Genomic DNA, 26,171 nt, shown 5'->3' on the forward strand with positions numbered 1-26,171 from the left:
TGGCGAAGAGGTCACACCCGTTCCCATACCGAACACGGAAGTTAAGTTCTTCAGCGCCGATGGTAGTAGGGGGCTTCCCCCTGTGAGAGTAGGACGTTGCCGGGCAATTTGTAAAGCGAGTCAAGGAGTTCATTCCTTGGCTCGCTTTTTTGTTTGTTGTGTTTTATTTGTATCTATGTTCTAAAAGGCTGGTTGGATGGTGTTCTTTTGGGAGAAACTTATTGTAGACAGTGGGTTACGTCGGTGGAAATACGATTAGGTACTGAGAGATATTAGTGGATACCAGGGCTTATGATCACAATCCGAAGTTTATGAGCGGAACCGAGTGTTTCTGATCACAATCCGAAGTTTATGATCGGAAATAAGTGTTTATGATCACAATCTGGAGTTTATGAGCGGAAATCTGAGTTTATGATCACAATCCAAAGTTTATGAGCGGAACCGAGTGTTTCTGATCACAATCCAGGGCTCATAATCGCATCCAACTACCACTCCATATCCCGTGCCTTTAATTCAAGACTTCTTTTTTGCGCTCGAGGAAGGTTTCCATTATGGTTAAGGGACTAACCCACGAGGAGATGGCGCACATGGAATCCGTTTATGAGTTTACTGTACAGAAACCTGATGGAACCGAGCAATCGCTCTCTGAGTTCGAAGGAAAGCCATTGCTCATCGTGAACACAGCAAGCAAATGTGGCTTTGTGAAGCAGTTTGACGAGTTACAAGAAGTCTATGAGATGTATAAGGACCAGGGACTGACCGTTCTAGGTTTCCCCTCGGATAACTTTAACAATCAAGAATTTGATAGCGGTGAAGAGGCGGAGGAGTTTTGTCGGATGAACTTTGGTGTGTCTTTCCCGATGTTTGCAAAAGTGGATGTAAAAGGTGATAGCGCAGAGCCTTTATTCCAATATCTTTCCTCACAAAAGAAAGGAATGCTTACGGAAGGCATCAAGTGGAACTTCACGAAGTTTCTCGTAGACCGCCAAGGCAATGTAGTGGATCGCTTTGCTCCACAAACGGGTCCTTTAAAAATGAAGGATGCAATTGAAAAGTTGATATGACTGAAAAGAGCTAATACTTTTACTTATCGTTGCTTCCTTGACACACCTTAACACCGCTGATAACCTATTATCTAATATTTAACCGAAACTATAAGGGGGCATCAGGCATGTGGGAAACTAAATTTGCACGTGAAGGGTTAACGTTTGATGATGTATTGCTGATACCAGGAGCATCTGAAGTGTTACCAAAAGACGTATCATTGTCTGTTCAATTGACGGAAAAGATTAAGCTTAACGTCCCGTTGATCAGTGCAGGAATGGACACGGTCACAGAATCTAAAATGGCGATTTCTATGGCACGTCAGGGTGGTCTCGGTGTTATTCATAAGAACATGGGCATTGAAGAACAAGCTGAGCAAGTTGTCACAGTAAAACGTTCTGAGAATGGTGTCATTACAAATCCATTCTTCCTGACCCCTGAACATCAAGTATTTGATGCGGAACATTTAATGGGGAAATATCGGATTTCCGGTGTCCCTATTGTAGACACGCTTGAGAATCGGAAGTTGGTTGGAATTATTACAAACCGTGATCTTCGTTTCATCCAGGATTACTCGTTAACAATTGCCGATGTGATGACCAAAGAAAAACTTGTTACAGCGCCTGTTGGTACGACGCTTGAAGATGCAGAAAAGATTTTACAACAGCATAAAATCGAAAAGCTTCCGATTGCGGATGAAGATGGAACCTTGCGAGGGTTAATCACCATTAAAGATATTGAAAAGGTGATTGAATTCCCGAACGCGGCAAAGGATCATCATGGCCGACTTCTTGTTGGAGCAGCTGTTGGTGTTACTTCGGATACAATGGTTCGTGTTCAGAAGCTTGTAGAGGCTGAAGTAGATGTCATTGTTATCGATACTGCACACGGTCACTCTAAAGGTGTTATTGATATGGTGAAGAAAATTCGGGAAACATATCCGTCACTCGATATTATTGCAGGAAACATTGCAACTGCAGCAGCGGCTCATGAATTGTATGAAGCGGGAGCCGATGTAGTGAAAGTCGGAATTGGTCCAGGTTCTATCTGTACAACTCGAGTTGTTGCAGGTGTAGGGGTACCCCAAATTACAGCTGTATACGATTGTGCAGCTGAAGCTCGGAAGCATGGCAAGACAATTATTGCTGACGGAGGTATTAAGTTCTCCGGAGACATCGTCAAAGCACTTGCTGCAGGTGGACATGCGGTCATGCTCGGTAGTTTACTTGCTGGAACGACTGAGAGCCCTGGAGATACTGAAATCTTCCAAGGTCGTCGTTTTAAAGTGTATCGCGGTATGGGTTCTGTTTCTTCAATGGAACGCGGCTCCAAAGACCGTTATTTCCAAGAAGATGCGAAAAAACTTGTACCAGAAGGAATCGAAGGGCGCATGCCTTATAAAGGGTCTCTCGCTGATACGGTTCACCAGTTAGTAGGAGGCATTCGGTCAGGTATGGGGTATTGCGGAACAAAAGATTTATACACATTGCGTGAAGAAGCTCAATTCATCCGTATGACTGGTGCAGGTCTTCGTGAAAGCCATCCTCACCAAGTTCAGATTACGAAAGAAGCACCTAACTATACAATTTCTTAAAACCACAATGCGTCAGGAACTTCAGCACCTTTCTTCTCGTCTTATATGGGCGGAAAGGTGCTTTTTTTTATTTTATATCCATCCCTTCCTTTAGGTATGATAAACTATGGGAGTAAATCGCGATGACGGAGGTAGAAATGTGAAGAAGATGAAGAACAGATGGCTGTCTGTACTATGTTCGGCAGTCTTGCTCGTAGCAGTATTTGGTGCAACAACACCCGCTCAGGCGGAATCGGCGCTTGGCCTCCATGTGGATGCAGCCATTCTAATTGACGCGGATAGTGGAAAGATTTTATATGAAGAAAATGCAGACGCCCCACTTGGAATTGCTAGTATGTCAAAAATGATGGTCGAGTACCTTCTATTCGAAGCAATTGATGAAGGATCCATCACTTGGGATCAGGAGTACAAAGTAACAGATTATACATACAAGGTGTCTCAAAATCGTAAGTTGAGTAACGTGCCGCTACGAAGAGATGGATCGTATACGATTAAAGAATTGTATGAAGCTCTTGCAATTTATTCCGCAAATGCGGCAACGATTGCGATTGCTGAAACAATCGGTGGAACTGAAAAAGAGTTCGTAAAGCTCATGAACGAAAAAGCAAAAGAGCTTGGATTGAAGGACTATAAGTTTGTCAACTCAACAGGGTTGAATAATAAAGATTTACAAGGCATGCATCCAGAAGGATCAGGTCCTGAAGATGAAAACGTAATGCCGGCTAAATCGGTTGCGAAGCTTTCATACGCGCTCATCAATGATTATCCTCAAGTTCTTGATACTACAAAGATACCAACAAAGGTATTTCGTGAGGGTACTTCAGACGCGATCAATATGATCAACTGGAACTCCATGTTGCCAGGTTTCTTATATGCCTATGAAGGTGTAGATGGTTTGAAGACAGGAACAACAGACTTTGCAGGTCATTGCTTTACAGGAACTGCAATTCGTGACGGTAAGCGCGTCATCGCTGTTGTGATGAAAGCTGTAGACGCTAAAGGCGAAGGTTCCTATAAAGCACGATTTGACGCAACACGTTCCCTATTCGATTATGGTTTCTCACAGTTCTCTGAAGTGGAGTTTGTTCCTGAAGGCTACCAGTTCAAAGGTGAAGAGACAATGAAGGTTCTGAAAGGGAAAGAGAAAGAGGTTGCCATTCAAGTAAAAGAACCGATTAAAATGATGGTGAGAACGAGTGAAAAAGATCAGTATACACCTAAGTTAGTTATCGACAAGAAAAAGTTGAAAGATGGCTCACTTCTAGCGCCTATTAAAAAAGATACAGTAGTAGGACACGTGGAGCTCGTGAAGAAAGACGGCTCTGAAGATTATGGGTATATCGACGGGAAAAATGTACAGTCCGAAGTGGTAACAAAAGAAGCTGTTGAAAAGGCAGGATGGTTCTCTCTAGCAATGGGAGGCATCGGTCACTTCTTCTCAGGTCTTTGGGATAGTGGGACAGGCTTCGTAAAAGGCTTGTTCAACTAAAAAAAGCGGAACAGACGCTATCTAGCGGTGTTCCGCTTTTTGTATGCCCCAGATGTCCATGAGTTTTTCAATGCCTCGCTCTATTTGGCTTTCGCTCAATCCACCAAAGCCAAGCAAAAAGGATGGTGGGCTTGTAGCATGTCCGGATTTGTAGTCTTGCAAGCTGTAGACACGTATCCCTGCTTGAAGAGCAAGGTTAGCTAATACAGGTTCTGTTTGCTGTTTATGTACAGTTACGATGATGTGCATTCCAGCTTCATCTCCTGAATAAGAAATTGCAGGTTCATAAGGAGTAAGAACTTCCTTAAGCAGTTGAAGTTTTTTGCGATACACTTTGCGCATCCTATTCAAGTGTCTGGAAAACTGTCCTTCTCCCATGAAACGCGCAAGCATGTGCTGATCAAGTCGCGGGACAGTGGATGCGTATTGGATGAACGCCCCTTTATAACGCTTCAGGAGCGCTTTTGGGAGCACCATGTAGGCGATTCGTAGCGATGGCATGAGTGATTTAGAGAATGTACTTAAATAGATGACATTTTCCCCACGATCCATACCTTGAAGGGAAGGAATCGGTCGTCCCGCATACCGGAATTCACCATCATAGTCGTCTTCAATAATAATATGTTCTGGATTGGCAGATGCCCAGTTTAACAATGCGGCTCTGCGGGGTGCAGAGAGCACGGTACCTGTAGGAAACTGATGGGAAGGTGTTACATATGCAACTGTTGCCAACGAGCGCTGTAGTGCATCTACGTCCATACCATCGTCGTCCACGGATATGGGTATCGCTGGCCTCAAATGATGGTCAAATACGTGGTGCGTCAGTGGGTAACCTGGATCTTCCACCGCATACACGGCCTCTTCACCAAGAATTCGGATAATGAGTGGAATGAGTTGCTCGGTTCCCGACCCGACGATGATTTGTTCAGGAGTGCAAATAACTCCTCGTGAATGATACAAATACGTGGCAATCTCATTGCGCAATTCCACATCGCCATGGGGATCACCTAGCTGCAATAAGTGAGCGGCGTGTTCATCAATGACGTCCTTTGCAACTTTCCTCCATTTCGAAAAAGGAAACAATGCAGGATCCACCATTCCGGGTGAAAAGTCGATCGCTGCTGCGGGTCTTACAGGAGTGAGCACTTCCTTTACTTCTGCAGACTCTGTATAGGCAAGTTCTTCAATGTCTTGAACGTAGTAGCCACTACGAGGGACTGCCGAGATATATCCTTCCGAAACCAGCTGACCGTAAGCAAGTTCAATTGTTGTTTGGCTGACTGATAGAAATTCACTTAGCTTCCGCTTAGACGGTAATTTTTTACCGACAGGAATCCGCTGGTCGGTAATATCCTGTTTCATTTGCCGATAAATCTGTTCATAAAGAGGAATTGCATGTGATTTATCCAATAAAAGTAACCACTCTTCCATCAATATCCTCCATTCTGTTCATGTCGATTTCTCATGTATATAAAATTTGCAAAGGTTATAAGTGAAGTATACCGTAAGCAGATGAAAGTGAAAATGACAGCTATTTTCTAAATTCAGCCTTTGCTTGCCAAACGTTTCGGGGTATAGTAAAGTTAAAGTAATTTCAAACGTAAAACGATGAAGGGAAGTAGTAGCAGCTACGTTTTTCTAAAGAGAGCCGACGGGTGGTGCGAGTCGGTGAAAACAACTGTGAATCCATCCTTGAGCAGCCAGACTGAACAGCAGTAGGTTTGTGCCGGCACCGGAGCCGTTATCTTCCTGGAGTGAATCAGCATTGTGCTGATTAAGCTGGGTGGTACCGCGGGTAGTTCTCGTCCCTATTGATAGGGGATGGAGGGCTTTTTTTGTGCTCGAATTTCGGAAATCGTTATAACAAATTGAGGAGGAATCGTAATGTTAGACAGAAAAGTGTTGCGTACGGACTTTGAAGGTGTGAAGGAAAAGCTTGCCATGCGTGGAGAGGATATCTCTGAGCTGGACAAGTTCCCAGCGCTCGATGAGAGACGCCGTGAATTATTAGCAAAAGTTGAAGTGCTCAAAGCAGAGCGTAACGAAGTGTCTCAGAAAGTAGCAGAGTTAAAACGTAACAAAGAGGACGCTGACGAGCTTGTTTTGAGAATGCGTAAAGTCGGAGAAGACATTAAAGCATACGACACGGAGTTGAATGAAGTCGAAGAACAATTAGATTATGTCTTAATGCGCATTCCGAACATTCCTCACGAAAGTGTTCCAGTTGGTGACAGTGAAGATGATAACGTGGAAGTTAGTAAGTGGGGAGAGACGCCAGAGTTTTCGTTTGAAGCAAAACCGCATTGGGAAATCGGGACGGACTTGAAAATTATTGACTTTGAACGAGCGGCAAAAGTAACGGGAAGCCGTTTCGTATTTTACCGCGGAATGGGCGCGCGTTTAGAACGTGCACTTATCAATTTCATGATGGATTTGCATCAGGATGAGAATGGTTATGAAGAAATGTTACCACCGTACCTTGTGAATCGTGAAAGCTTGACGGGGACAGGGCAATTACCGAAGTTTGAAGAGGATGCATTCCTCGTTGAAAAAGAAGATTACTTCATGATTCCAACTTCTGAAGTGCCCGTGACGAACTTTTATCGGGATGAAATTCTGAATGCTGACATGCTTCCGAAAGGCTTTGCAGCGTATAGCACAAACTTCCGCTCTGAAGCGGGTTCTGCAGGTCGTGACACACGGGGGTTGATCCGCCAGCATCAGTTCAACAAAGTGGAGCTCGTACGTTTTGTGAAGCCTGAGGATTCGTATGACGAGTTGGAGAAACTGACAGGACATGCGGAAAAAGTATTGCAAATGCTTGAACTTCCATACCGTAAGTTAAAAATGTGTACAGCTGATCTTGGATTCACTGCTGCGAAAAAGTATGACTTGGAAGTATGGATTCCAGCACAAAACGCATACCGTGAAATTTCTTCTTGTTCAAACTTTGAAGATTTCCAAGCGCGTCGTGCTAACATCCGCTTCCGTCGTGAAGCTAAAGGGAAGCCTGAATATGTACACACACTAAACGGAAGCGGTCTAGCAATTGGACGTACGGTTGCTGCGCTGCTCGAAAACAATCAGCAAGCAGACGGTTCTGTCTTGATCCCTAAAGTATTGCGTCCATATATGGGTGGAAAAGAGTACATTACAGCTGCTGAATAAGAGTGAACGTAAAAAGCGACATCGGAAGTCAATCTGCTTCCGGTGTCGCTTCTTTTTTTGCCCGTTTCTTTTTTTCACGCAACGCCCTGAAGAAGTTCGTGAGGAGTGCACCGCATTGTTCTCCTAGGACGTCTTCACGGACCTCACATTCGTGATTGAACCGTTCGTCGTTCAACAGTCTATAGAGGGAGTCAACACACCCTGCTTTCGGGTCTCGGGCGCCATAGACAACTGTCGGGATTCTTGATTGTAAAATAGCTCCCGCACACATCGGACAAGGCTCAAGTGTCACGTAAAGAGCGGTCTCTTCAAGTCGCCAGCTACCAATGATCTCACACGCATCTTGAATGGCGGAAAGCTCCGCATGAGTGACCGCATTTTGCGTCGTCTCTCGTAAATTATGGGCACGCGCAATCACTTCACCGTGATACACAATCACTGCTCCTATAGGGACCTCACCGAGCGCCTCCGCTTTTCTCGCTTCCGCTATCGCCAACTCCATAAAGTACTGATCTTGCTCGTTCACATTCATACTCATCGCTCCTTATCCTTAGTTTAGCATGGTTTTGAACAGAATGTTCCACGTGGAAAAACTGTCACAACCAATTGAGTGACTCCTATGATAAACTAAAGGGACGACACTAAGTGAAAGACAGGAGCGTTGGTCATGACCATTCCATTCATTGCAGTAGAAGGACCGATCGGGGTAGGAAAATCGACTTTGTCCAAAGCGATTTCAGACACCCGCCAATTCCAGTTACTCATGGAAATCGTGGATGAAAATCCGTTTCTCAATAAATTTTACGACGACATCGAAGAGTGGAGCTTTCAAACCGAAATGTTCTTCCTCTGTAACCGATATAAACAGCTCGGCGACATTCAAAAGCATTATCTTGCAGAAGACAAGCCCGTCGTCGCAGACTATCATATATTTAAAAACCTCATTTTTGCACAACGCAGTCTGTCTGAAAGCGACTATGCAAAATACGAGCAAATCTATACTATCTTGACCGCAGGGATGCCAGTGCCAAATGTTATCGTCTACTTGCATGCAAGCCTCGACACACTCATGAGGCGAATTGCAATGCGAGGTCGTGATTATGAGCGGGGCATGGATCCAAACTATTTGCGCCAGTTGTCCGAAGACTACGATACATTTATTAATCGATTCGAACTCATGCATCCGGAAATTCCAGTTTTACGTTTCAATGGAGACGAGCTCGACTTCGTTGCGAACTCCCGGGACCGCCAATACATCCTTGACGCAGTCAATGCCGTCATCCAGAAAGAGGTAGTTTAAGTGAACTTACGAGAAAAATACGGAATTCCGCAAAACGCGGTCATTACAATCGCTGGAACAGTAGGTGTCGGAAAATCGACGATGACGACAGCACTTGCTGAAGCGCTCGACTTCCGCACTTCTTTTGAAAACGTAGACCAAAACCCGTACTTGGATAAATTCTATGAAGACTTCAAGAAATGGAGTTTTCATTTACAAATTTACTTCCTCGCAGAACGATTCAAAGAACAGAAGCGTATCTTCGAATATGGCGGTGGATTCATCCAAGATCGATCTATTTATGAAGACACAGGAATATTTGCCCGCATGCACATGGAAGAAGGCACGATGGATCCTGTCGATTATGAGACGTATACGAACTTGTTCGACGCGATGGTCATGACGCCGTATTTCCCACATCCCAATTTGCTCATCTACTTGGAAGGTCCTCTGGATAGCATTATTGGCCGGATTCATGAACGGGGCCGTGAGATGGAGCAAGAGACACCAATTACGTATTGGGAAGAAATGCATGCACGGTATGAGAAGTGGATTGACTCATTCACGGCTTGCCCAGTGCTTCGCCTAGACATCAACGACTATGACCTCATCACGAACGCTCATGAAGTGGAACTGATTGTCGAGAAGATTGGCGGCATTTTGTCTCAAACAGAACCGCTTCGTAGCTAACAAAGAAAAAGACCTTTTCCGGCAGCGAAAACCTGTCTGGAAAGGTTTTTTTCATTTTTTATCGAATGGAGGAATAGAGTATTCCTATCCGTGAACAAGCGTTATTGACGCGTTGAAAATGATTCACGTATAGTGAACCCTATAGAAAATTCCATTGTGAAGGAGCGATTCCCTATGACTGCGAACGAAAAATCGACGATTGCATATGCCAATGAACTCGAGCAACGTTATGCGGCAGCGAGCCGGCGTGAAGAGTTTTACGTACAAGAAGGTATTATTTACTTTGATGGCAACTCTCTTGGATTACTATCAAAACGTGCAGAAACCTCATTACTCGCCATTCTGGATTCATGGAAAACCCATGGTATTGACGGATGGATGCAAGGAGAGCGTCCTTGGTTTAACTTATCCGAAGAATTAGGAGCGTCACTTGCTCCGCTTATAGGTGCAGAAGCGGAAGAAGTGATTGTGACAGGTTCGACTACCGCGAATCTCCATCAGCTTCTCGCAACATTTTTCAAACCCTCAACCGGTCGAACAAAAATTTTAGCCGATGAATTGAACTTTCCAACGGATATTTACGCAATAAAAAGTCAGCTAGAGCTGCATGGACTAGATCCTGCAGAGCGCCTAATTCAAGTAAAAAGCCGTGATGGACAAACACTGCGGACGGAAGATATTATCGAGGCGATGACCGACGACGTTGCCGTTGTGATTTTGTCCGGTGTTCTCTATCGTAGCGGACAAGTACTCGACATGGAGAAGGTAACAGAAGCGGCTCATGCACGAGGGATTTTAGTTGGCTTCGACTTGTGTCATTCGATAGGAGCAATTCCACATGCACTGGATGAGTGGAATGTCGACTTCGCATTTTGGTGCAATTATAAGCACTTAAATGGAGGACCGGGTGCAACGGGCGGGATATACGTTAACAAAATGCATTTTGGTGTGCAACCTGGACTCGCAGGATGGTTCGGTTCAGCGAAAGACCGTCAGTTCGATATGGAGCATACATTTACGCCTGCAGAGGGTGCTGGAGCACTTCAGATGGGCACACCTAACTTACTCAGTTCCGCGCCGTTGATCGGTTCACTTGAACTCATGAACGAAGTCGGAATGGCCGCAATTCGTGAACGATCACTGGCGTTGACGGGTTACTTACAGGAGTTAATTGAAACGGAACTGGAAGATTACGGATTTACGGTGACGAGTCCGAAAGTCGATGCGGAACGCGGAGGGCATGTATTTATCGTTCATCAAGAAGCGGCACGTATTTGTAAAGCGCTGAAAGCAAATGGGGTTATTCCGGATTTCCGGACGCCGAATGGAATTCGTCTGGCACCAGTTGCACTGTATAACACGTTTGAAGAAGTGCTTGAGACGGTGAACATTTTAAAGCGTATTATGGACGAAGAACAATATAAGCAATTTGAAAATAAGCGAGAAGTCGTCGCGTAAACAGGAACTGGGGGTATTTGTGATGAATAAAGGGATTTCAGATTTGAATTTGGATCAAGAGGACATTCATACTGATTTTAAAAAGGATATGACGTACGGGGAATACTTGCATCTCGATCAGATTTTATCGAGTCAAGAGAGACTGTCAGGGCATCACGACGAAATGTTGTTCATCATCATCCACCAAGTGAGCGAACTGTGGATGAAGCTAACGTTGCACGAGCTGACGGCGGCCATTGACGCAATTGACAAGGGTGAAATGCAGTCGGCATTCAAAAAACTAGCCCGTGTGACGAAAATTCAGTCTCAAATTATACAAGCATGGGACGTCCTCTCGACAATGACGCCTGCTGAATACTTGGAATTCCGCGATTCACTCGGCAAAGCATCTGGATTCCAGTCCTATCAGTATCGTCTGATTGAATTTGCGCTTGGCTATAAGTCTTCTCATATTTTAAAGATTTACGAGAAGGACGCGGAAGTGCATGCGATGCTGAAAGACGCGTTGAACCAACCGAGTATTTATGACGTGGCAATTCGAGCATTATCAAAGGCTGGTTTTGCCATTAATCCGGAATTACTGGACCGCGACTTCAGTGTCACGTATGCAGGGGATCCAACCGTTGAATTAGCTTGGGAAGCGGTCTATCGCGATGTCGATAAATACTGGAATTTGTATCAGCTTGCTGAAAAGCTTGTGGACGTTGAGGATTGGCTACAGCAGTGGCGGTTCCGTCATATGAAAACTGTTGAGCGTATTATAGGATTCAAAACAGGTACAGGCGGTTCGTCTGGTGTGAACTACTTACGCCACGTGCTCGACCATCGGTTCTTCCCTGAACTATGGGATTTGCGTACCAAATTGTAAGAACGAGAGAGAGATGAAAGAGGGGGAGTTGTATGGAGGAGAAGGGACGAACTGAACAATGGTCCTCTAAGTTAGGATTTATATTATCATCTGCGGGGGCTGCGATCGGACTCGGGGCCATCTGGAAATTCCCTTATGTGACGGGGATGAGTGGGGGCGGAGCATTCTTCCTGTTATTTATCGTTTTCACCTTGGTCATTGGTTTACCGATGCTGCTTTCTGAATTTATCATCGGGCGTGGTACAGGTAAGGAAGCAATCAGTGCATATAAAAAGTTAGCACCGGATAGTCTGTGGGTGTGGATCGGCCGACTTGGTGTCTTAGGATGCTTCTTACTGCTTTCCTTTTACAGCGTAGTTGGCGGATGGGTGCTCGTCTATAGCGGACTTGCAATCCCTGGTCAGGTAATTGGAGATGGAACGAACTACGGAGAGCTATTCGGCTCCGTCACCGGTTCTGTTTGGATTACGTTGCTCGGATTACTGCTATTTACGGTCATTAACGTCATCGTCATTGCATCAGGGATTCAAAACGGCATTGAGCGTGCCAACAAATATATGATGCCACTGTTATTCATCTTTTTCATAATCTTAGTAGTGCGCTCACTAACGTTAGATGGTGCAATGGAAGGCGTGAAGTTTTTCTTAGCGCCGGACTTCTCTAAGATAACAGGTGAGTCGATCCTCTATGCACTTGGACAGTCGTTCTTCTCGTTAGCCGTCGGGTTTTCGTGTATGGTGACGTACAGTTCGTATTTGAAAAAAGACGTCAGCTTGCGGTCATCAGCAGGATCTGTCGTGGGCATGAACATCTTTGTTTCGTTGCTAGCAGGACTTGCGATTTTCCCAGTTGTGTTTGCGTTCGGGTTAGCGCCTGACGAAGGACCTGGATTGCTGTTCATGGTATTGCCGGAAGTGTTTGGGCAAATGCCATTCGGGGAACTATTTTTAGCATTGTTCTTGCTGCTATTCTTATTTGCGACATTAACTTCATCGTTCAGTTTGTACGAGATCATTGTCGCTGCACTAACGGCAAATGGCAAACGTACACGGAAAACAGTAGCTTGGCTTACAGGACTCATCGTGTTCGTGGCGGCGATTCCATCTGCCATGTCATCCAGTTTGCTGGAGTCATTTATGATTAATGGCAAGAGTATTTTCGATAGCACTGACTACCTCGTTAGTAACATACTTCTGCCTATCGGAAATTTACTGATTGCGATTTTTATCATACACAAAATGGATCGTGAACTTGTGAAACAAGAATTCAATTTGAGTACAAAGGATTCTCCGGGATTGTTCCGGGTATGGCTCGTCTTGATGACTGTCGTCGTACCACTGACGATTGTCGCTGTATTTATAAATAATCTTTGATACGTGTAACTAGAAAGGATGATGGGCATGACGAAGTTAACACAGTGGATCGACATCACCCAGCCCCTCAGCAATTCGATTGCAGAATGGCCCGGGGATAAGCCGTTCAATTATGAGCTGACGTTTACGAAAGAACAGACAGGCTCTGTAAATATCGGTCAAGTCTCGATGAGTGTCCATACGGGGACACACATTGACTCTCCGTTCCACTATGATAATGATGGCAAGCGTGTGCATGAATTGGATTTGTCTTTGTATATCGGACCAGCTATGGTTGTCGACGTCACAGGCCATGCAGAAATCGGTCGTGTAGAACTCGAGAGTTTTGACTTTAAAGATGTGGAGCGACTCCTTCTTAAAACGGGCGGTCATCCTGATCCGAATACGTTTCCAGAAAACTATCCAGTGTTGAAGGCAGACATCGGCCCATTTTTGAAAGAACGGGGAATTCGGTTAATTGGCGTCGACGTCCCATCCGTCGATTCGGTCGACAGCAAAACGATGGATGCGCATCACTCTCTTTATGATAACGGCGTGAACATTTTAGAGAACACCGTATTGTCTAACGTGACGCCTGGAGTGTATGAGCTGATCGCGCTTCCACTTGCACTAGAAGGTTCGGATGGCAGTCCGGTGCGCGCTGTGTTGCGTTCGTTGGAGGGGTAAAGTTATTAAGAGTTACTTATAGGGGGAGAGCCCCTTTAAGTAGCTCTTTTTGTATGGATTGTGCGTGGGATTACCGAGTAATCACTAATCAGTAATGAATAAAAAACTATGTGTTATCGAACATGCATCACAAATGTCTGGTGTGGTTGTGAAATGAGCTTTGATGATCTAGACGAGATTGATTATTTGGAATAAATGGAGATATTTCGCCTGGAAGTTTGATACAATTAAATCGTATTGTTGAATAACTTAATTTGAAAAACTGGATCATTTTGTAGAGCATTTCAAATGGAAATGAAAAAGCAAAGTAAAGAAGTTGAGTTGAAACAAACAAAAAGAGAGCGTGGATACTTATGATAATTTGGTTTCGTCACTTACCGCAAATGAGTATAGATATTGTAGAATGGACTCCTTTCATAAAAAGTAATTGGTTTCGAAAGCACTATATGAAATTTGTTTATTTACTCCAGATAATTATTTTTTTGATGTCTCTATTTTTTGATGCATGGGTTAGTCGCATCAATACATTTTCTCTCACCGTAATAGGTGTCTTTGTCTTCATCATTCACGAATACCTTCACATACTTGTGATAAATAAGAAAGGCGATATTAGCTTAACATTTAGCGGTACATTTTTTTGGATACATACAAATGCAGTCTTATCTAAAATGAGATTTTGGCTCTTTATGAGCTTGCCCTTCATTTCATTATCCATAATGCCCGCTGTTGCCTCATTCTTTGTATCAGGAAATATTAAATCAATTTTATTGTTTATAAGTTGGATAAACTTAATAATTTCTTCCTCTGACATCATAAATTCATTATTAATTGCCATTAAGCCTAAGAATTCAATATTTTTCAGAGGTTATTATAGAGTGGAGAAGGGTTAGTAGCATTTTTACAATTATAGGCTAAGGTAAATAGTGCAAAACAAAAAGATTTAATTTAATGTTTAAAAAAACGGGGCAATAAAGGGATAAGGGTTGTGCTTGAAACGGGCCAGTTTGTTTTTCATACAAGAAGGGGGCGAGAGGGAATGAAAAAGTTATTTAGAGCTACCCAAGCTCTCTTGGTTCTATTATTCATTGCGATTATTATGGTTAGTTCTTATTCAACAACGGTGGTGAACATATTAGGAGTTACTGGCATAGTAGTTTCTTTGGTGTATATATATTTTTATAGAAGACTTAAAAGACATAACGCTCAAGTTTAATTCCTTAATTGGAGGCGATTTCAGCATAGGGATTGCCTCCGATCTACATAAGGACCATATAAACAAGTAGATAATGTATTGGATGTGAAAGTAATGAAAAAGATATTTGATGAAGCTATTGAAATACGGAAACGAGGAAATTATCAAAAATCAAATGAACTATTTATGGAACTGGTACAAGAATTTCCTGACAATGCGTCAGTTAACTACCATTGTGCTTGGAGTTTTGATTTATTAGGAGAAGAGTCGAAAGCAGTCGCTTTTTATGAAAACGCAATTAAATTAGGATTGTCTTCAGAGGAACTAGAAGGGGCATTTTTGGGGTTAGGCAGTACATATAGGACATTGGGAGAATATAAAAAATCCAAAAGAGTATTTGAAATAGGGATGGAATCATTTCCAAATAATAAGGCCCTTCAAACCTTCTATTCAATGACCTTATATAACTTAAATGAGCATAGTAAAGCTATGGAGTTGTTACTTAAATGCTTAGCAGATACAACGGTTGACGATGATATTTTAAGTTATAAAGAGGCTATTAATTTCTATTCGAATAAATTAGATGAAATTTGGAAGTAGTTATGAATAAATCTACTTAGATAGATTTTTTCCATGTATTATAAAGGTGAATAAATTAAGATCTAGATTTCTGTAAACGGTTGTATTAACGGCAACGTTTTAGGTCAGAATCAGGAAATTTTATGTAATATTTACTTAAAGTAACGGGCAGTTAAATAATAGTTGAACAAGAAAATGTTAAAATAGTGATAAAAAAGGTGATGAGAAAATGACTTTCTTTCGTTATTTGAATGAGAACCAACGTTATTAGATATGACTTCGAAAGACTTGCCATTTTATTATAATGAAGCAACATATCGATTTTCTAATGGAGAGGAAGACTTTATTGTTACACTTTCTCCCTCATATGGTGAAGTGAAAATAGAAGTAACTCAACGTTCTTCAAACAGATTGTTATCACTCTTGGACTTAAAATGAGTTGATAAATTTGAAATTACAGTAGATAAGAAAGACCATTCAGGCGTGTTATTAACAGTTATTAATGAGGACTCTCAACAAATGATTGAAGTTGATTTTAAGCCTTACTTTAAACAGATTTTTAAAGAACATTTTACTCGATAAGAACAAATTTTATTTACTAATCGGGGGCTATTCATGCATAAGGGCTGTACAACAATCGGGCCATTTTGTTGAAGATCGACTACCAAAAAAACAGTCAAAAGGAAATGTAAACTAAACAAATGAGGTAGAAAGAAATGGACAACCAAAAATTCCGAGAGTTCTTAAAAATAGCAAAAATATTAAATGAAGTTCAAATCACACCATTGCTGATGGGTTCAGTTGGTTTGGAGATTGTCACAGGCAGTAGTTGGGATGCTCAAGATTTAGATATCCATGTACCTGGTGACGAAAGAGGTTGGGAAGTACCTGCTGAAAAGTCCATTTTTGATTGGAATCGTATTGTGGGAATTATAGAGTCTCTTGAATATCGTTTGGTAGACTTACAAGAACATGAGTTTTTAAAAAATGTCTTATCAGTCGAGTTTGGTATTATTGATACTTTACCATCTTTTGCAGGAGTATCGCTGGAGGATTTAGAAATACATCAAGAGGAAGATGCTAAGTTTTACTTGTTAACACCGAAGCAATATTTACGTGTATATGAGGCTTCGTATAAGGACAGTTATCGTGCAGAAAACAATAATCATAAGGACATTCATAAAATCAAATATTTAAAAGCGAAAGCATGATTTCCATAACCGGGGGCAGTTGTTGCATAAGGCTCGTGCTTCAATCGGCCAAATTGTTGTAAAAAAGCGGATTCGGGGTATTGGTTTAGTTTACAAAGGGGGTACCAACCTGATGAATGATCAAAGTATTATCAATAAACGGGCTTGGGAATATCGTGCGTATGAGTTTTGGAACATTAGGGATGGTACCCCAATGGAGAAAGCTAAAGAAATTTTAAAAGACCCTAAAGCGAGTCTGAAAAAACATCAACATCACTTTGAAAGCATTGAGGAAATGAAGATAGGGAATATATGTGGTTCAAATGGGAGAAAAGCTGTCCCATTGTCTTTACTGGGAGCAGATGTTACCGTATTCGATATTTCTGAAGAGAATAAGAAGTATGCTTTAGAATTGGCAGATTGCGCAAATACATCTATTGATTTTATTGTGGGCGATATTTACGATATTGACTTGAGTAAATACACAGAACACTTCGACATCCTCTATCTCGAAGGTGGAGTATTGCACTATTTTAATGATATCAATAAGTTTATGGATATTCTTTTTTCACTTATAAAGCTGGGTGGAAAATTGATTTTAAGTGATTTTCATCCTTTGAAAAGATGTATCAGCTCTGATTTTAAATATGTCCCTGAGTACTTTGATAAGAATTTACAAAAGGGGGATTTGGCTTATAAAAATTATTTTGATGAACAAGAACAGCAGGATTTCCCAGATGTTTCAGTTAGGTTCTTTACACTTAGTGAAATTATAAATTCCGTGATCAAATCTGGTTTTACGCTGCAACAATTTGATGAACACCGTGGCTGGAATAATGAAAATATCCCTTTTGAATTTACAATTTTGGCAAAGAAATAAATTAAGCACTCTTCTATTAAGTGGAAAAATTATGTAGTAAGGCGGGGGCGCTATTTCATTAGAGACAGGATTGTTAAGTGGACGGTCATCAAAAGGAGGTTGTACTAATTTGAACATACCTTTTAGTATGGGATCAATTGTCTTCATAGTTTTTGGATCACTAGCAATGGTGATTAATTGGACGACAACAGGGATAATTGAGCCGATTGTTCTGTTAGGATTCATACTTTTATTAGTAGGTATTTTATTTAGTTTTATCGCTTTCTTAAAAAAAGAAAAAGGCATAACAAAAATTATATCTGGCGTATCCTTTTTCATCATTTTATTCTGTCTTGTCTGGTTTGAACCGCTTATGTTTGTTTATATATTGACTTGGTTAAAAAATATATTCTAACTTAAGGAAAATACTCTTGAAAAGACTCAGTTTTAAAGTTGGGCCAGATTGTAAAAAAAATTAGGTTGAATACGAATTTTAAAAGAGCGGAAGGAGGTTCCGATATGGGATTAGCCATAGAAATTATGCGTAATGTACTACCTCTTATAATAGTAGGTGGGATTGGAGTGTTTGTAGTTTTAAGGCTTAAACACAAATACAACCAGGGTAACCTAGGCCAGAAAAAAACAAAGGATGCTCAAGCTTTATTAGATAGCTTAATACCATTGGGAATGCTTTTTGGGAGTGCTATCAGTGTGGTTTTTAGCATGTTTTTCTCTATCTCTCTGGTAACTATAATTTGTTTAGGAGCTGGAATAGGATTATTATTTGGATATTTTGCTTATGAAATTTACAGTAAGAGAGAACCAATCAATCAAACGGGTGACATAGTGAAACATTTATAAGATGAAATGATCAAAATTTTTATAAGGACGAAACTTTCTTGTAAATCTATGTCTGATAAACAACGCAAAAGAGCGAATTCGGATTGACTAATAATCCGAATTCGCTCTTTTTTATGCACTCCAAATACTAAGCTGACCTCGGTAGCCCCTTGGTTGAACGTTTGAATGCGCTTGTGCCGGATTTCGCAATCGATGTTGCGGCATGTGCCCTTAAACCGGTCGTATCCCGCATACGTTCTCCTACAAGCACCACCCATGGAGTAGTCGCGTCGGAAGTAGGCATCGTCGGTTTCAAGTTCTTCTTTCACACGGCGTAGAATACGGGCTTCTTTTTCTTCTCTCACATATCCGCTAATGTCACCCCAATTTCGTTCCAGATCTAACAATATTACCGCAACCCAAAAAGACACCAGCAAATTAACCGATTTCCATTAACATAAACACTTTTGGTATGACGAACATAGATGTTATCTGCCTATTCAAACCCGGACTACGCGGAAGATCGTTATTACATTTCTACTCGGTTTACCAGGCTCTCTCCTTGGAAATACTGAATCAAAAAAGAGGGCGGATGGCGAATGTCGGTAAATCGAGTAATAAATTGGGAAAACCGAAAGAAGAATCGGACAAAGAATCTGTGGGCGGGAATATTATTTGGCCTCGGTTTTGTAGCGTTTATGGATGAGACGGTGTTTCATCAGCTACTACATTGGCATAAATTTTATGATAAATCCACAGTGGCGGTGGGGCTGGTGTCGGATGGACTGTTTCATGCATTTAGCTGGTTTGCGACAGTAGGTGGTTTATTTTTAGTGGCAGATCTGCACAGGCGGGATGCGCTGTGGCATAAGGTGTTCTGGGGTGGCAAACTTATGGGGGGCGGTGCGTTCCAATTGTATGACGGAACAGTGCAGCATAAGGTCTTGCAGATCCATCAAATTCGCTATGGTGTAGATATTGTTCCGTATGACATAGTTTGGAACGGGACGGCGGTTATCATGATTGTGGCCGGTCTTCTGCTGGTTCGCTCGGCTGGAAGGGATGCGCGAAGTGAAGGACAGGTGAAACCTCATGTCGCATGATTCGATGTTCACGGTGACGGATTGGCTATTCGGGGTTCCTGCGCTTCTAGGGATCGGGCTGTATCTGTTCGGCGTCTATCGGTCCGATCGACAGGAACGTCTTCGGAGATGGCCGAGAATCCGGATTGTTTGGTGGGGATCGGGCGTGCTGCTCTCAGCGAGTGCGCTGGTTGGTCCGCTTGCTGCATTGTCGCATGAAAACTTTACGTGGCATATGGCGGGGCATTTGTTCCTCGGGATGCTTGGTCCGCTTTTATTGGCACTCGGGGCGCCGGTGACATTATTGTTCCGGGCGCTTCCCGTTCGTCGGGCACGGCAGCTGAGCCGCTTACTGAGGAGCCGGATGGCCGGTTTCTATATCCACCCGATTACAGCTTCCGTGCTGAATATCGGCGGTCTCTGGCTGTTGTATACGACCGGATTGTTTGCAGCGATGCACCATCATTTCTGGCTGTATGTCCTGATCCATGTCCATGTGTTTGCGGCGGGTTATCTGTTTACGGTATCTATACTATCGATCGATCCGGTATCGCGCCGGTTTAGCTATCCCTACCGCACGGTTGTTTTCATTCTGACGCTGGCAGGGCATGGAATCCTTTCAAAGTTTCTCTACGCCTATCCGCCTGTCGGGGTGCCAATTGAAGAATCCCGTGCCGGAGCGATGTTAATGTATTATGGCGGGGATGCGGTCGATTTGGTGATGATTGTGTTACTGTTCAGGGGTTGGTATTTGTCGGCAGCAAATGTCAGGAACCAGATCCTGACATAATTCAAGTACGATTCAAAATTGTTGTAGAGTTGTTTAGGGTCTTGGTAGCCTTCTTAAGAGGTGCATTCACAACAGCAACTCAACCTTTCAACCATTTGGGGGAAGAGATTCGGTTGGACGATTAATCTGTCTGGTAATACCAAAAGAGCGAAATTGGATTAACTACTAATCCGATTTCGCTCTTTTTAACACTTATACTTGTGCAGAAGCCGTTTGAAAAAACTCATCATACAGCGAACGGAGTACAGCTGTTTCATCCTTTTTATGAACCCCGAACACGAGGCTGACCTCGGTCGATCCTTGGTTAATCATTTGAATGCTTGCGCCGGATTTCGCAATCGCTGTTGCGGCACGTGCCGTTAAACCGGTCGTATCCCGCATACGTTCTCCTACAAGCACTACCATGGAGTAATCGCGTCGGAAGTAGGCATCGTCGGCTTCAAGTTCTTCTTTCACACGGTGTAAAATGCGCGCTTCTTTTTCTTCAGTTAAAAACGTATCCCGAATAATGACGGACATGTTATCGATACCTGAAGGCGTGTGTTCAAATGGAATTTCTTCTTCCTCCAAAATTTGAAGCAAGCGACGACCGAAGCCGATTTCCACGTTCATTAAGTATTTATCGACGAAGAGTGTTGAGAATCCATCATCCGCAGCGATTCCGACAACCGGTTGTGTACCACACTCTCGCTCTTTCACAATCATTGTGCCACGAGCACTCGGATTATTTGTATTTTTAATGCACACCGGAATCGAGCGCAAGAACGCAGGGCGCAACGCTTCATCGTGGAATACTGTGAAGCCAGCGTATGAAAGCTCGCGCATTTCGCGGTACGTCATCGTATGAATCGCGCACGGCTGATCCACGACGTTTGGGTTTGCAGAAAACACCGAATCGACGTCGGTGAAGTTTTCATACAGTTCAGCCCCAGTTGCTGCAGCGAGCAGGGAACCGGTAATATCGGAACCGCCACGATTGAATGTGCGGAGTGTTCCGTCTTTTGTATATCCGAAGAATCCTGGGAACACGACAATTCCGGGTCTATTTCGTAATTCAGCAAGGAGCTCCTCGCCCTCAGGAAGCGCCTGCACACGTTGAGGGCGTTCGTTGACCAACAGGCCGCCTTCTTTCGGACAGACATATGTAGCTTCCATACCAATCGACTGTAAATATGCAGCAATGAGTTTCGCATTGTTGTCTTCGCCGGACGCTTTTAGGCTATCCATAAAAAGAATTGGATCTTGTTTGTCGAGAGAGAGTCGTTCACGCAAGTCTTTTTCGATTACAGAGTTCATCGTGCCATCGAGACCTAGCTCTTTTGCAATCTCTTCATAGCGTGCAAGGACTAGTCGGAGCTCAGACTCTACATCTTGTCCTATCAGTGCTTTTTCTGCCAGTAGAATGAGCAGATCCGTCACTTTGGTATCTTCACTGTGTCGTTTACCGGGTGCGGAAACAACAATAATTTTTCGGGATGAATCGGAATGGATAATGTTTGCTACTTTTTTGATTTGTTGTGCCGATGCAACAGACGTTCCGCCAAATTTACAAACTTTCATGTCACCAGATCCAATCTTTAATTAATTATGACTTGTGTGATATATTGAATAACAATACCACGATAGGGTTGTCCTGTGAAGACTTTATCTTTATACTGTCTTTATGGTGAGGACGAATGTTGTTACATAGTGTACATATAGTGAGGGGAATCGTCAAATGAGAAAAGAAATCGGAATTGGCTTACTAGGTTTCGGGATTGTTGGAAGTGGCGTTGCAAAGATTTTGCACAATCACCGTGATGACTTACAGCACAAATTAGGCGTACCTGTACGCATTAAGCGTGTGTTGATAAAAGATAAAAACAAAGAACGTAATACGGAGTTGCCGAAAGAGGCATTCACAGACCAACTGGACGACTTGCTAAATGACGACTCAATCGATTTCATCGTAGAAGTGTTTGGTGGAACGGATGACGCAAAAACGGCGATAGAGCGATCGTTAAATGCGGGGAAAGGAGTTGTTACGGCCAACAAGGACGTCATGGCTGTTTATGGAAAAGAGTTGCTGGCGTTAGCGGATAAAAACAGTTGCGATCTGTTCTATGAAGCGAGTGTAGGGGGAGGAATTCCACTAATTCGGACGCTTGAAGATGGACTTGCATCTGATCGAATTACATCGTTACTCGGAATCGTAAACGGAACAACGAACTTCATCCTCACAAAGATGAAGGAAGAAAAGAAGACGTATGAGGATGCACTCGCTGAAGCAACAGCACTTGGCTATGCAGAGGCGGATCCTTCAGCTGATGTAGACGGCATTGACGCAGCCCGTAAAATGGCCATCCTTGCATCGCTTTCGTTTTCTTCTGAAGTGCAACTGGATGATGTTTTCGTCCGCGGTATGAGTGTCATTGAAGATGGAGATCTGGAACTTGCGGAGCAATTCGGATATACCATTAAGATGGCGGGATCTGCGAGGAAGGATGAAAATGGTATTGAAGTGGCTGTTGAACCTGTTTTCGTGAAAAATGAACATCCTCTTGCTTCTGTTAACAACGAGTTCAACGCAGTCTACGTTTACGGCGATGCAGTCGGGGAAACGATGTTTTATGGACCTGGTGCAGGTTCGTTGCCGACTGCGACGTCCGTCACGTCGGATATCGTAGCAGCTTGCCGAAATCTTTTGCTCGGGGTGAATGGTAAACGAATTCATTCTTTCCAATATGAACGCAAAGTGAAGTCGGATGATCAGAAGTTTGCAAGCTATTTTCACCGGATTTCTGTCCAGGATGAAGTCGGTGTGCTGTCGCGTTTGTCTTCTATATACAGTCACAATAAGGCGAGCTTGGCAACGGTGATTCAACATGCGAATCCAAAGCGCGAAAATGCGGATTTAATCTTCATTACACATGCGATATCCAGAGACCAACATTTGAAAGTTATTGAAGAATTGAAAGTGGCACCAGAAGTAAATTGCGTACTAAGCCACTATCGAGTAGAGGGGGACTGACCGATGAGACGATGGAATGGACTAATTGACGAATATCGGGAATGGCTTCCTGTAACGGAGCAAACGCCCGATCTAACACTACAAGAAGGTAATACACCACTTATTCATTTGAAAAACTTATCTGAGCAGTGGGGCGTGAATTTATATGTAAAAACGGAAGGTGCCAATCCGACAGGTTCGTTTAAAGATCGTGGGATGGTAATGGCCGTCGCAAAAGCGAAAGAAGAAGGAAAAACAACACTTATCTGTGCATCAACAGGCAATACCTCTGCATCAGCAGCAGCATACGGTGCACGCGCAGGGATGCGAACAATAGTCGTAATTCCGGAAGGTCGGATTGCGCTCGGGAAATTAGCACAAGCCAAGATGTATGGCGCCGAAATCCTTGAAATCGAAGGGAACTTTGACGAAGCGTTGCAAATGGTACGAGAAGCTGGAGGAGGCGACATCGCTCTTGTAAATTCGGTCAATCCGTACCGGTTGGAAGGTCAAAAAACAATTGCCTTTGAAACGATTGAACAACTCGGATGCGTTCCAGACATTTTTGCATTGCCCGTTGGAAACGCCGGCAATATTTCAGCTGCTTGGAAAGGTTTTACGGAGTATGCAGAGAAAAAAGGTGAAGACAAGCCACAATTATTAGGAGTGCAAGCGGATGGTGCAGCACCGATTGTTTACGGTCGTGTTTTTGAAGAGCCTGAAACGGTTGCGACTGCCATTCGCATCGGTAATCCAGCAAGCTGGCACTTAGCAGAAACGGCTTTGTCGGAATCAGGTGGTCATATTTTATCGGTTACAGATGAAGAGATTCTAGAAGCGTATAGCCTGCTTGCTGCAACCGACGGTGTGTTTGCTGAGCCTGCTTCATGTGCGACAATTGCCGGACTTAAAAAGCGCATAGAATCAGGAGAAATTGAGAAAGGAACGACGATTGTAGGGGTCTTAACCGGGAACGGATTGAAAGATCCTGAAACTGCAATTCGAGTTAATGATGGGAAGCCATTCATGACACGTGCGGAATTTGAAGCATTCGCAGCTGACTTGCAAAAGGAGGCGAAGTAAATGGGCAATTCTCCATTTACCGTAACGGTTCCTGCGACGACTGCAAATCTAGGGCCAGGCTTTGATAGCATAGGTATTGCGCTGTCGTTATATATGACAGTGACTGTAGAACCTGCAGATCGATGGTTGGTCGTCTATGATGACGAAGGGATGAAGGAGCTTCCAACAGATGAAGAGAATCTGATTGTCCAGACTATCGGAAAAGTAGTACGTCGCGCAGGTCGTGATATGATACCATGCACATTACGCGTGAAGTCCGATATCCCTTTAGGCAAAGGATTGGGGAGTAGTGCTGCAGCGATTGCCGCAGGAATTGAAATCGCTGACCAGCTATATGATCTTAAGATGAATCAGAAAGAAAAAATGTGGTTTGGTGTCGGTATCGAAGGACACGCAGATAATGTGACTGCTGCGATTGCTGGAGGCGTGACGATCTCTTTTTACGATCATACGTCATTGGAAGTCATGAAGTTCGACTCCCCACCTATTGGAGGCGTAATACTGGTACCTCCGGTCGAGTTGAAAACCGATCACTCTCGTGGGCTTCTTCCGCATCAATTGGAGCACAAAAAAGCAACAGAAGGAAGCGCAGCAAGTAGTCTTATGGCCGCAGCCCTTGCAAAGGGAGAATGGTCGCTCGTCGGACGCATGATGGATCGCGACATCTTCCACGAACCCTATCGAAAGAAGATGTTTCCTGATTTCGATGCAGTCCGTGAAGCGAGTCACGCACATGGCGCATATGGCATGACACTGAGCGGCGCAGGTCCATCACTGTTTGTTGCTGTGCATTCAGGCCGTGAAGAAGAGGCAGCACGGGTACTGGGAGAGAAATTCCCTTATTATACATGTATAGCCGTCACACCTGTTGCAGAAGGTGCAACGGTAAGTAACTAATCATGAAAACAGAGTTCACATTTGCTTTATGCATAAGTGACCTCTGTTTTTTTGTGTTCAACAACTTCCTTTCAAAAATGTAATTCATTTGGTGTTTTAGTCAACCTCTTATCTTCAAAGACAGACAAAATTTAATTTTGTTGGTCAATGAATAAATAGTGTATTAAAATGTTTGTTTTCCGTTTGACATAACTAAGAAAAAAGAATAGTATTCAAGGTGCATAGCAAACGATTTAGTTGTCTGTTTGCTTAAAGTTAAACAATGAAGAGGTGCGTTTGTATCATGAGAAACTTAGACTTATTTTGGAATGCCTCATTAACTGACATGAAAAATGGTTATATTGAAGACCAACACTCTTATACGTGTTTGCTATGTAGTGAACGAGTTGATAAAGGAATTGTCTATCCTGACGGGAATACGCTTTATGAAGCGGAGCGGTACATGCGTCTCCATATCGAAAGTGAGCATCAATCGGTATTTGATTACCTAATTGGAATGGAGAAAAGGCTAACAGGTCTCACTGATCACCAAAATCAGCTATTGCGTCTTTTTTATGAAGGCAAAGTGGATAAAGAAGTTCAGCATGAAATGGGGATTGGCAGCGTATCTACGGTACGACATCATCGATTTGCATTAAAAGAGAAGGAACGGCAAGCAAAAATCTTTTTAACAATGATGGAACTGTTGAAAGAAAAAGATGATCATACACCTGCATTCATACCTCCACATAAAACAGCTAAGATGATTGATGATCGGTATGCGATTACTGAAGCGGAGCAGACGGAAATTCTTAAGAAATTTTTACCTGAGAGTGTGAGCGGTAAGTTAACGAAATTTCCTCCTAAAGAAAAACAGCGATTGGTTGTATTAAGAGAAATTGCAACCTCGATTGACAGCCAAACAACCTACTCAGAAAAAGAACTCAATGAGCTATTAAAAGAAATTCATGACGACTATGTCTTAATCAGAAGGTATTTAATCGAGTATGGGTTTTTGGATCGAACTGCAGATGGAAGCGAGTATTGGCTGAAGAACTAACG

The 26,171-nt window shown here is 43.0% G+C and carries 28 protein-coding genes, 1 rRNA gene and 1 other annotated feature; of the genes, 25 read left to right on the forward strand and 4 right to left on the reverse strand.

Going from position 1 to position 26,171, the window contains the following annotated elements; all coding sequences use genetic code 11:
* From rrf to M3197_RS15760, 4 genes are all read left to right on the forward strand, one after another.
* Positions 1-105, forward strand: a 5S ribosomal RNA gene (rrf, locus tag M3197_RS15745); the annotation flags it as partial.
* 482 nt (positions 106-587) lie between these two features.
* Positions 588-1,064 (forward strand): glutathione peroxidase, encoded by a 477-nt coding sequence (locus M3197_RS15750; protein ID WP_251662793.1) that lies wholly within the window; start codon positions 588-590, stop codon positions 1,062-1,064.
* Positions 1,065-1,171: 107 nt separating this feature from the next.
* Entirely contained in the window at positions 1,172-2,638 is a 1,467-nt protein-coding gene (gene guaB / locus M3197_RS15755) for an IMP dehydrogenase (protein WP_251662642.1), read from the forward strand.
* A gap of 139 nt (positions 2,639-2,777) precedes the next feature.
* On the forward strand, positions 2,778-4,127 hold the full coding sequence (locus tag M3197_RS15760) for a serine hydrolase (protein ID WP_432814010.1): 1,350 nt from the start codon (positions 2,778-2,780) through the stop codon (positions 4,125-4,127).
* A gap of 21 nt (positions 4,128-4,148) precedes the next feature.
* Here M3197_RS15760 and pdxR read toward each other — a convergent pair whose 3' ends face one another.
* Positions 4,149-5,558 carry a MocR-like pyridoxine biosynthesis transcription factor PdxR gene (gene pdxR / locus M3197_RS15765; protein ID WP_251662645.1) on the reverse strand — a complete coding sequence of 470 codons (1,410 nt, stop codon included), beginning with the start codon at positions 5,556-5,558 and terminating at the stop codon, positions 4,149-4,151.
* A 168-nt stretch (positions 5,559-5,726) separates the two neighbouring features.
* Positions 5,727-5,940, forward strand: a binding site (T-box leader).
* Between the two features lie 71 nt (positions 5,941-6,011).
* Here pdxR and serS point away from each other — a divergent pair.
* Positions 6,012-7,295 carry a serine--tRNA ligase gene (gene serS / locus M3197_RS15770; protein WP_251662647.1) on the forward strand — a complete coding sequence of 428 codons (1,284 nt, stop codon included), beginning with the start codon at positions 6,012-6,014 and terminating at the stop codon, positions 7,293-7,295.
* Between the two features lie 28 nt (positions 7,296-7,323).
* Here the strand turns inward: serS and tadA are convergent, their stop codons facing one another.
* A complete protein-coding gene (gene tadA, locus M3197_RS15775; protein ID WP_251662649.1) occupies positions 7,324-7,827 on the reverse strand; it encodes a tRNA adenosine(34) deaminase TadA in 504 nt (167 codons plus the stop codon).
* A 135-nt stretch (positions 7,828-7,962) separates the two neighbouring features.
* Between tadA and M3197_RS15780 the strand changes: the two genes are divergently transcribed.
* The 14 genes from M3197_RS15780 to M3197_RS15845 all read left to right on the forward strand — a co-directional run bounded on the left by M3197_RS15780 (position 7,963) and on the right by M3197_RS15845 (position 18,310).
* On the forward strand, positions 7,963-8,595 hold the full coding sequence (locus M3197_RS15780; RefSeq protein ID WP_251662650.1) for a deoxynucleoside kinase: 633 nt from the start codon (positions 7,963-7,965) through the stop codon (positions 8,593-8,595).
* Entirely contained in the window at positions 8,596-9,264 is a 669-nt protein-coding gene (locus M3197_RS15785; RefSeq protein ID WP_251662652.1) for a deoxynucleoside kinase, read from the forward strand.
* A gap of 174 nt (positions 9,265-9,438) precedes the next feature.
* A complete protein-coding gene (gene kynU / locus M3197_RS15790) occupies positions 9,439-10,722 on the forward strand; it encodes a kynureninase (RefSeq protein WP_251662654.1) in 1,284 nt (427 codons plus the stop codon).
* 22 nt (positions 10,723-10,744) lie between these two features.
* Positions 10,745-11,590: a tryptophan 2,3-dioxygenase gene (kynA, locus tag M3197_RS15795; protein WP_251662656.1), complete on the forward strand. Its 846-nt coding sequence runs from the start codon at positions 10,745-10,747 to the stop codon at positions 11,588-11,590.
* Between the two features lie 32 nt (positions 11,591-11,622).
* Positions 11,623-12,963 carry a sodium-dependent transporter gene (locus M3197_RS15800; protein WP_251662659.1) on the forward strand — a complete coding sequence of 447 codons (1,341 nt, stop codon included), beginning with the start codon at positions 11,623-11,625 and terminating at the stop codon, positions 12,961-12,963.
* A gap of 27 nt (positions 12,964-12,990) precedes the next feature.
* Positions 12,991-13,629: an arylformamidase gene (kynB, locus tag M3197_RS15805; RefSeq protein WP_251662661.1), complete on the forward strand. Its 639-nt coding sequence runs from the start codon at positions 12,991-12,993 to the stop codon at positions 13,627-13,629.
* Between the two features lie 347 nt (positions 13,630-13,976).
* A complete protein-coding gene (locus tag M3197_RS15810) occupies positions 13,977-14,519 on the forward strand; it encodes a metalloprotease family protein (protein WP_251662798.1) in 543 nt (180 codons plus the stop codon).
* A gap of 146 nt (positions 14,520-14,665) precedes the next feature.
* Entirely contained in the window at positions 14,666-14,842 is a 177-nt protein-coding gene (locus M3197_RS15815) for a hypothetical protein (RefSeq protein WP_251662663.1), read from the forward strand.
* Positions 14,843-14,935: 93 nt separating this feature from the next.
* The gene (locus tag M3197_RS15820) at positions 14,936-15,421 is read left to right on the forward strand and encodes a tetratricopeptide repeat protein (RefSeq protein WP_251662666.1); all 486 of its coding nucleotides are present in this window, start codon (positions 14,936-14,938) and stop codon (positions 15,419-15,421) included.
* A 252-nt stretch (positions 15,422-15,673) separates the two neighbouring features.
* Positions 15,674-15,838, forward strand: a complete 165-nt coding sequence (locus M3197_RS15825) for a hypothetical protein (protein ID WP_251662669.1) — start codon at positions 15,674-15,676, stop codon at positions 15,836-15,838.
* 278 nt (positions 15,839-16,116) lie between these two features.
* A complete protein-coding gene (locus tag M3197_RS15830; protein ID WP_251662671.1) occupies positions 16,117-16,611 on the forward strand; it encodes a phosphoribosylanthranilate isomerase in 495 nt (164 codons plus the stop codon).
* A 112-nt stretch (positions 16,612-16,723) separates the two neighbouring features.
* Positions 16,724-17,470 carry a class I SAM-dependent methyltransferase gene (locus M3197_RS15835; RefSeq protein WP_251662673.1) on the forward strand — a complete coding sequence of 249 codons (747 nt, stop codon included), beginning with the start codon at positions 16,724-16,726 and terminating at the stop codon, positions 17,468-17,470.
* A gap of 109 nt (positions 17,471-17,579) precedes the next feature.
* Positions 17,580-17,864: a hypothetical protein gene (locus tag M3197_RS15840; RefSeq protein ID WP_251662675.1), complete on the forward strand. Its 285-nt coding sequence runs from the start codon at positions 17,580-17,582 to the stop codon at positions 17,862-17,864.
* A gap of 104 nt (positions 17,865-17,968) precedes the next feature.
* Positions 17,969-18,310, forward strand: a complete 342-nt coding sequence (locus M3197_RS15845; protein ID WP_251662677.1) for a hypothetical protein — start codon at positions 17,969-17,971, stop codon at positions 18,308-18,310.
* Here the strand turns inward: M3197_RS15845 and M3197_RS15850 are convergent.
* On the reverse strand, positions 18,280-18,696 hold the full coding sequence (locus M3197_RS15850; RefSeq protein ID WP_251662679.1) for a hypothetical protein: 417 nt from the start codon (positions 18,694-18,696) through the stop codon (positions 18,280-18,282). The genes M3197_RS15845 and M3197_RS15850 overlap by 31 nt on opposite strands.
* A 192-nt stretch (positions 18,697-18,888) precedes the next feature.
* Here M3197_RS15850 and M3197_RS15855 point away from each other — a divergent pair, with 192 nt between their 5' ends.
* Positions 18,889-19,392, forward strand: coding sequence for a DUF2243 domain-containing protein (locus M3197_RS15855; protein ID WP_251662682.1), 504 nt, complete (start codon positions 18,889-18,891; stop codon positions 19,390-19,392).
* Positions 19,382-20,161 (forward strand): cytochrome c oxidase assembly protein, encoded by a 780-nt coding sequence (locus M3197_RS15860; RefSeq protein ID WP_251662683.1) that lies wholly within the window; start codon positions 19,382-19,384, stop codon positions 20,159-20,161. Before M3197_RS15855 ends, M3197_RS15860 begins: the two co-directional genes overlap by 11 nt.
* A gap of 192 nt (positions 20,162-20,353) precedes the next feature.
* On the opposite strand, the gene M3197_RS15865 is transcribed toward M3197_RS15860, so the two are convergent.
* Entirely contained in the window at positions 20,354-21,721 is a 1,368-nt protein-coding gene (locus tag M3197_RS15865; RefSeq protein WP_251662685.1) for an aspartate kinase, read from the reverse strand.
* A gap of 157 nt (positions 21,722-21,878) precedes the next feature.
* On the opposite strand from M3197_RS15865, the gene M3197_RS15870 reads away from it, so the two are divergent.
* The 4 genes from M3197_RS15870 (at position 21,879) to M3197_RS15885 (ending at position 26,169) form a co-directional block, all read left to right on the forward strand.
* Positions 21,879-23,171, forward strand: a complete 1,293-nt coding sequence (locus tag M3197_RS15870) for a homoserine dehydrogenase (RefSeq protein WP_251662688.1) — start codon at positions 21,879-21,881, stop codon at positions 23,169-23,171.
* A 3-nt stretch (positions 23,172-23,174) separates the two neighbouring features.
* The gene (thrC, locus tag M3197_RS15875; RefSeq protein ID WP_251662690.1) at positions 23,175-24,233 is read left to right on the forward strand and encodes a threonine synthase; all 1,059 of its coding nucleotides are present in this window, start codon (positions 23,175-23,177) and stop codon (positions 24,231-24,233) included.
* Complete coding sequence (gene thrB / locus M3197_RS15880; protein WP_251662692.1) at positions 24,234-25,130, forward strand: homoserine kinase; 897 nt, start codon at positions 24,234-24,236, stop codon at positions 25,128-25,130.
* A 283-nt stretch (positions 25,131-25,413) separates the two neighbouring features.
* Positions 25,414-26,169, forward strand: a complete 756-nt coding sequence (locus M3197_RS15885) for a DUF2087 domain-containing protein (RefSeq protein WP_251662694.1) — start codon at positions 25,414-25,416, stop codon at positions 26,167-26,169.
* Positions 26,170-26,171: the final 2 nt, after the last annotated feature.

Origin of the sequence: Sporosarcina aquimarina (genome assembly GCF_023715615.1) — a bacterium.
GTDB classification, from domain to species: Bacteria; Bacillota; Bacilli; order Bacillales_A; family Planococcaceae; genus Sporosarcina; species Sporosarcina aquimarina_A.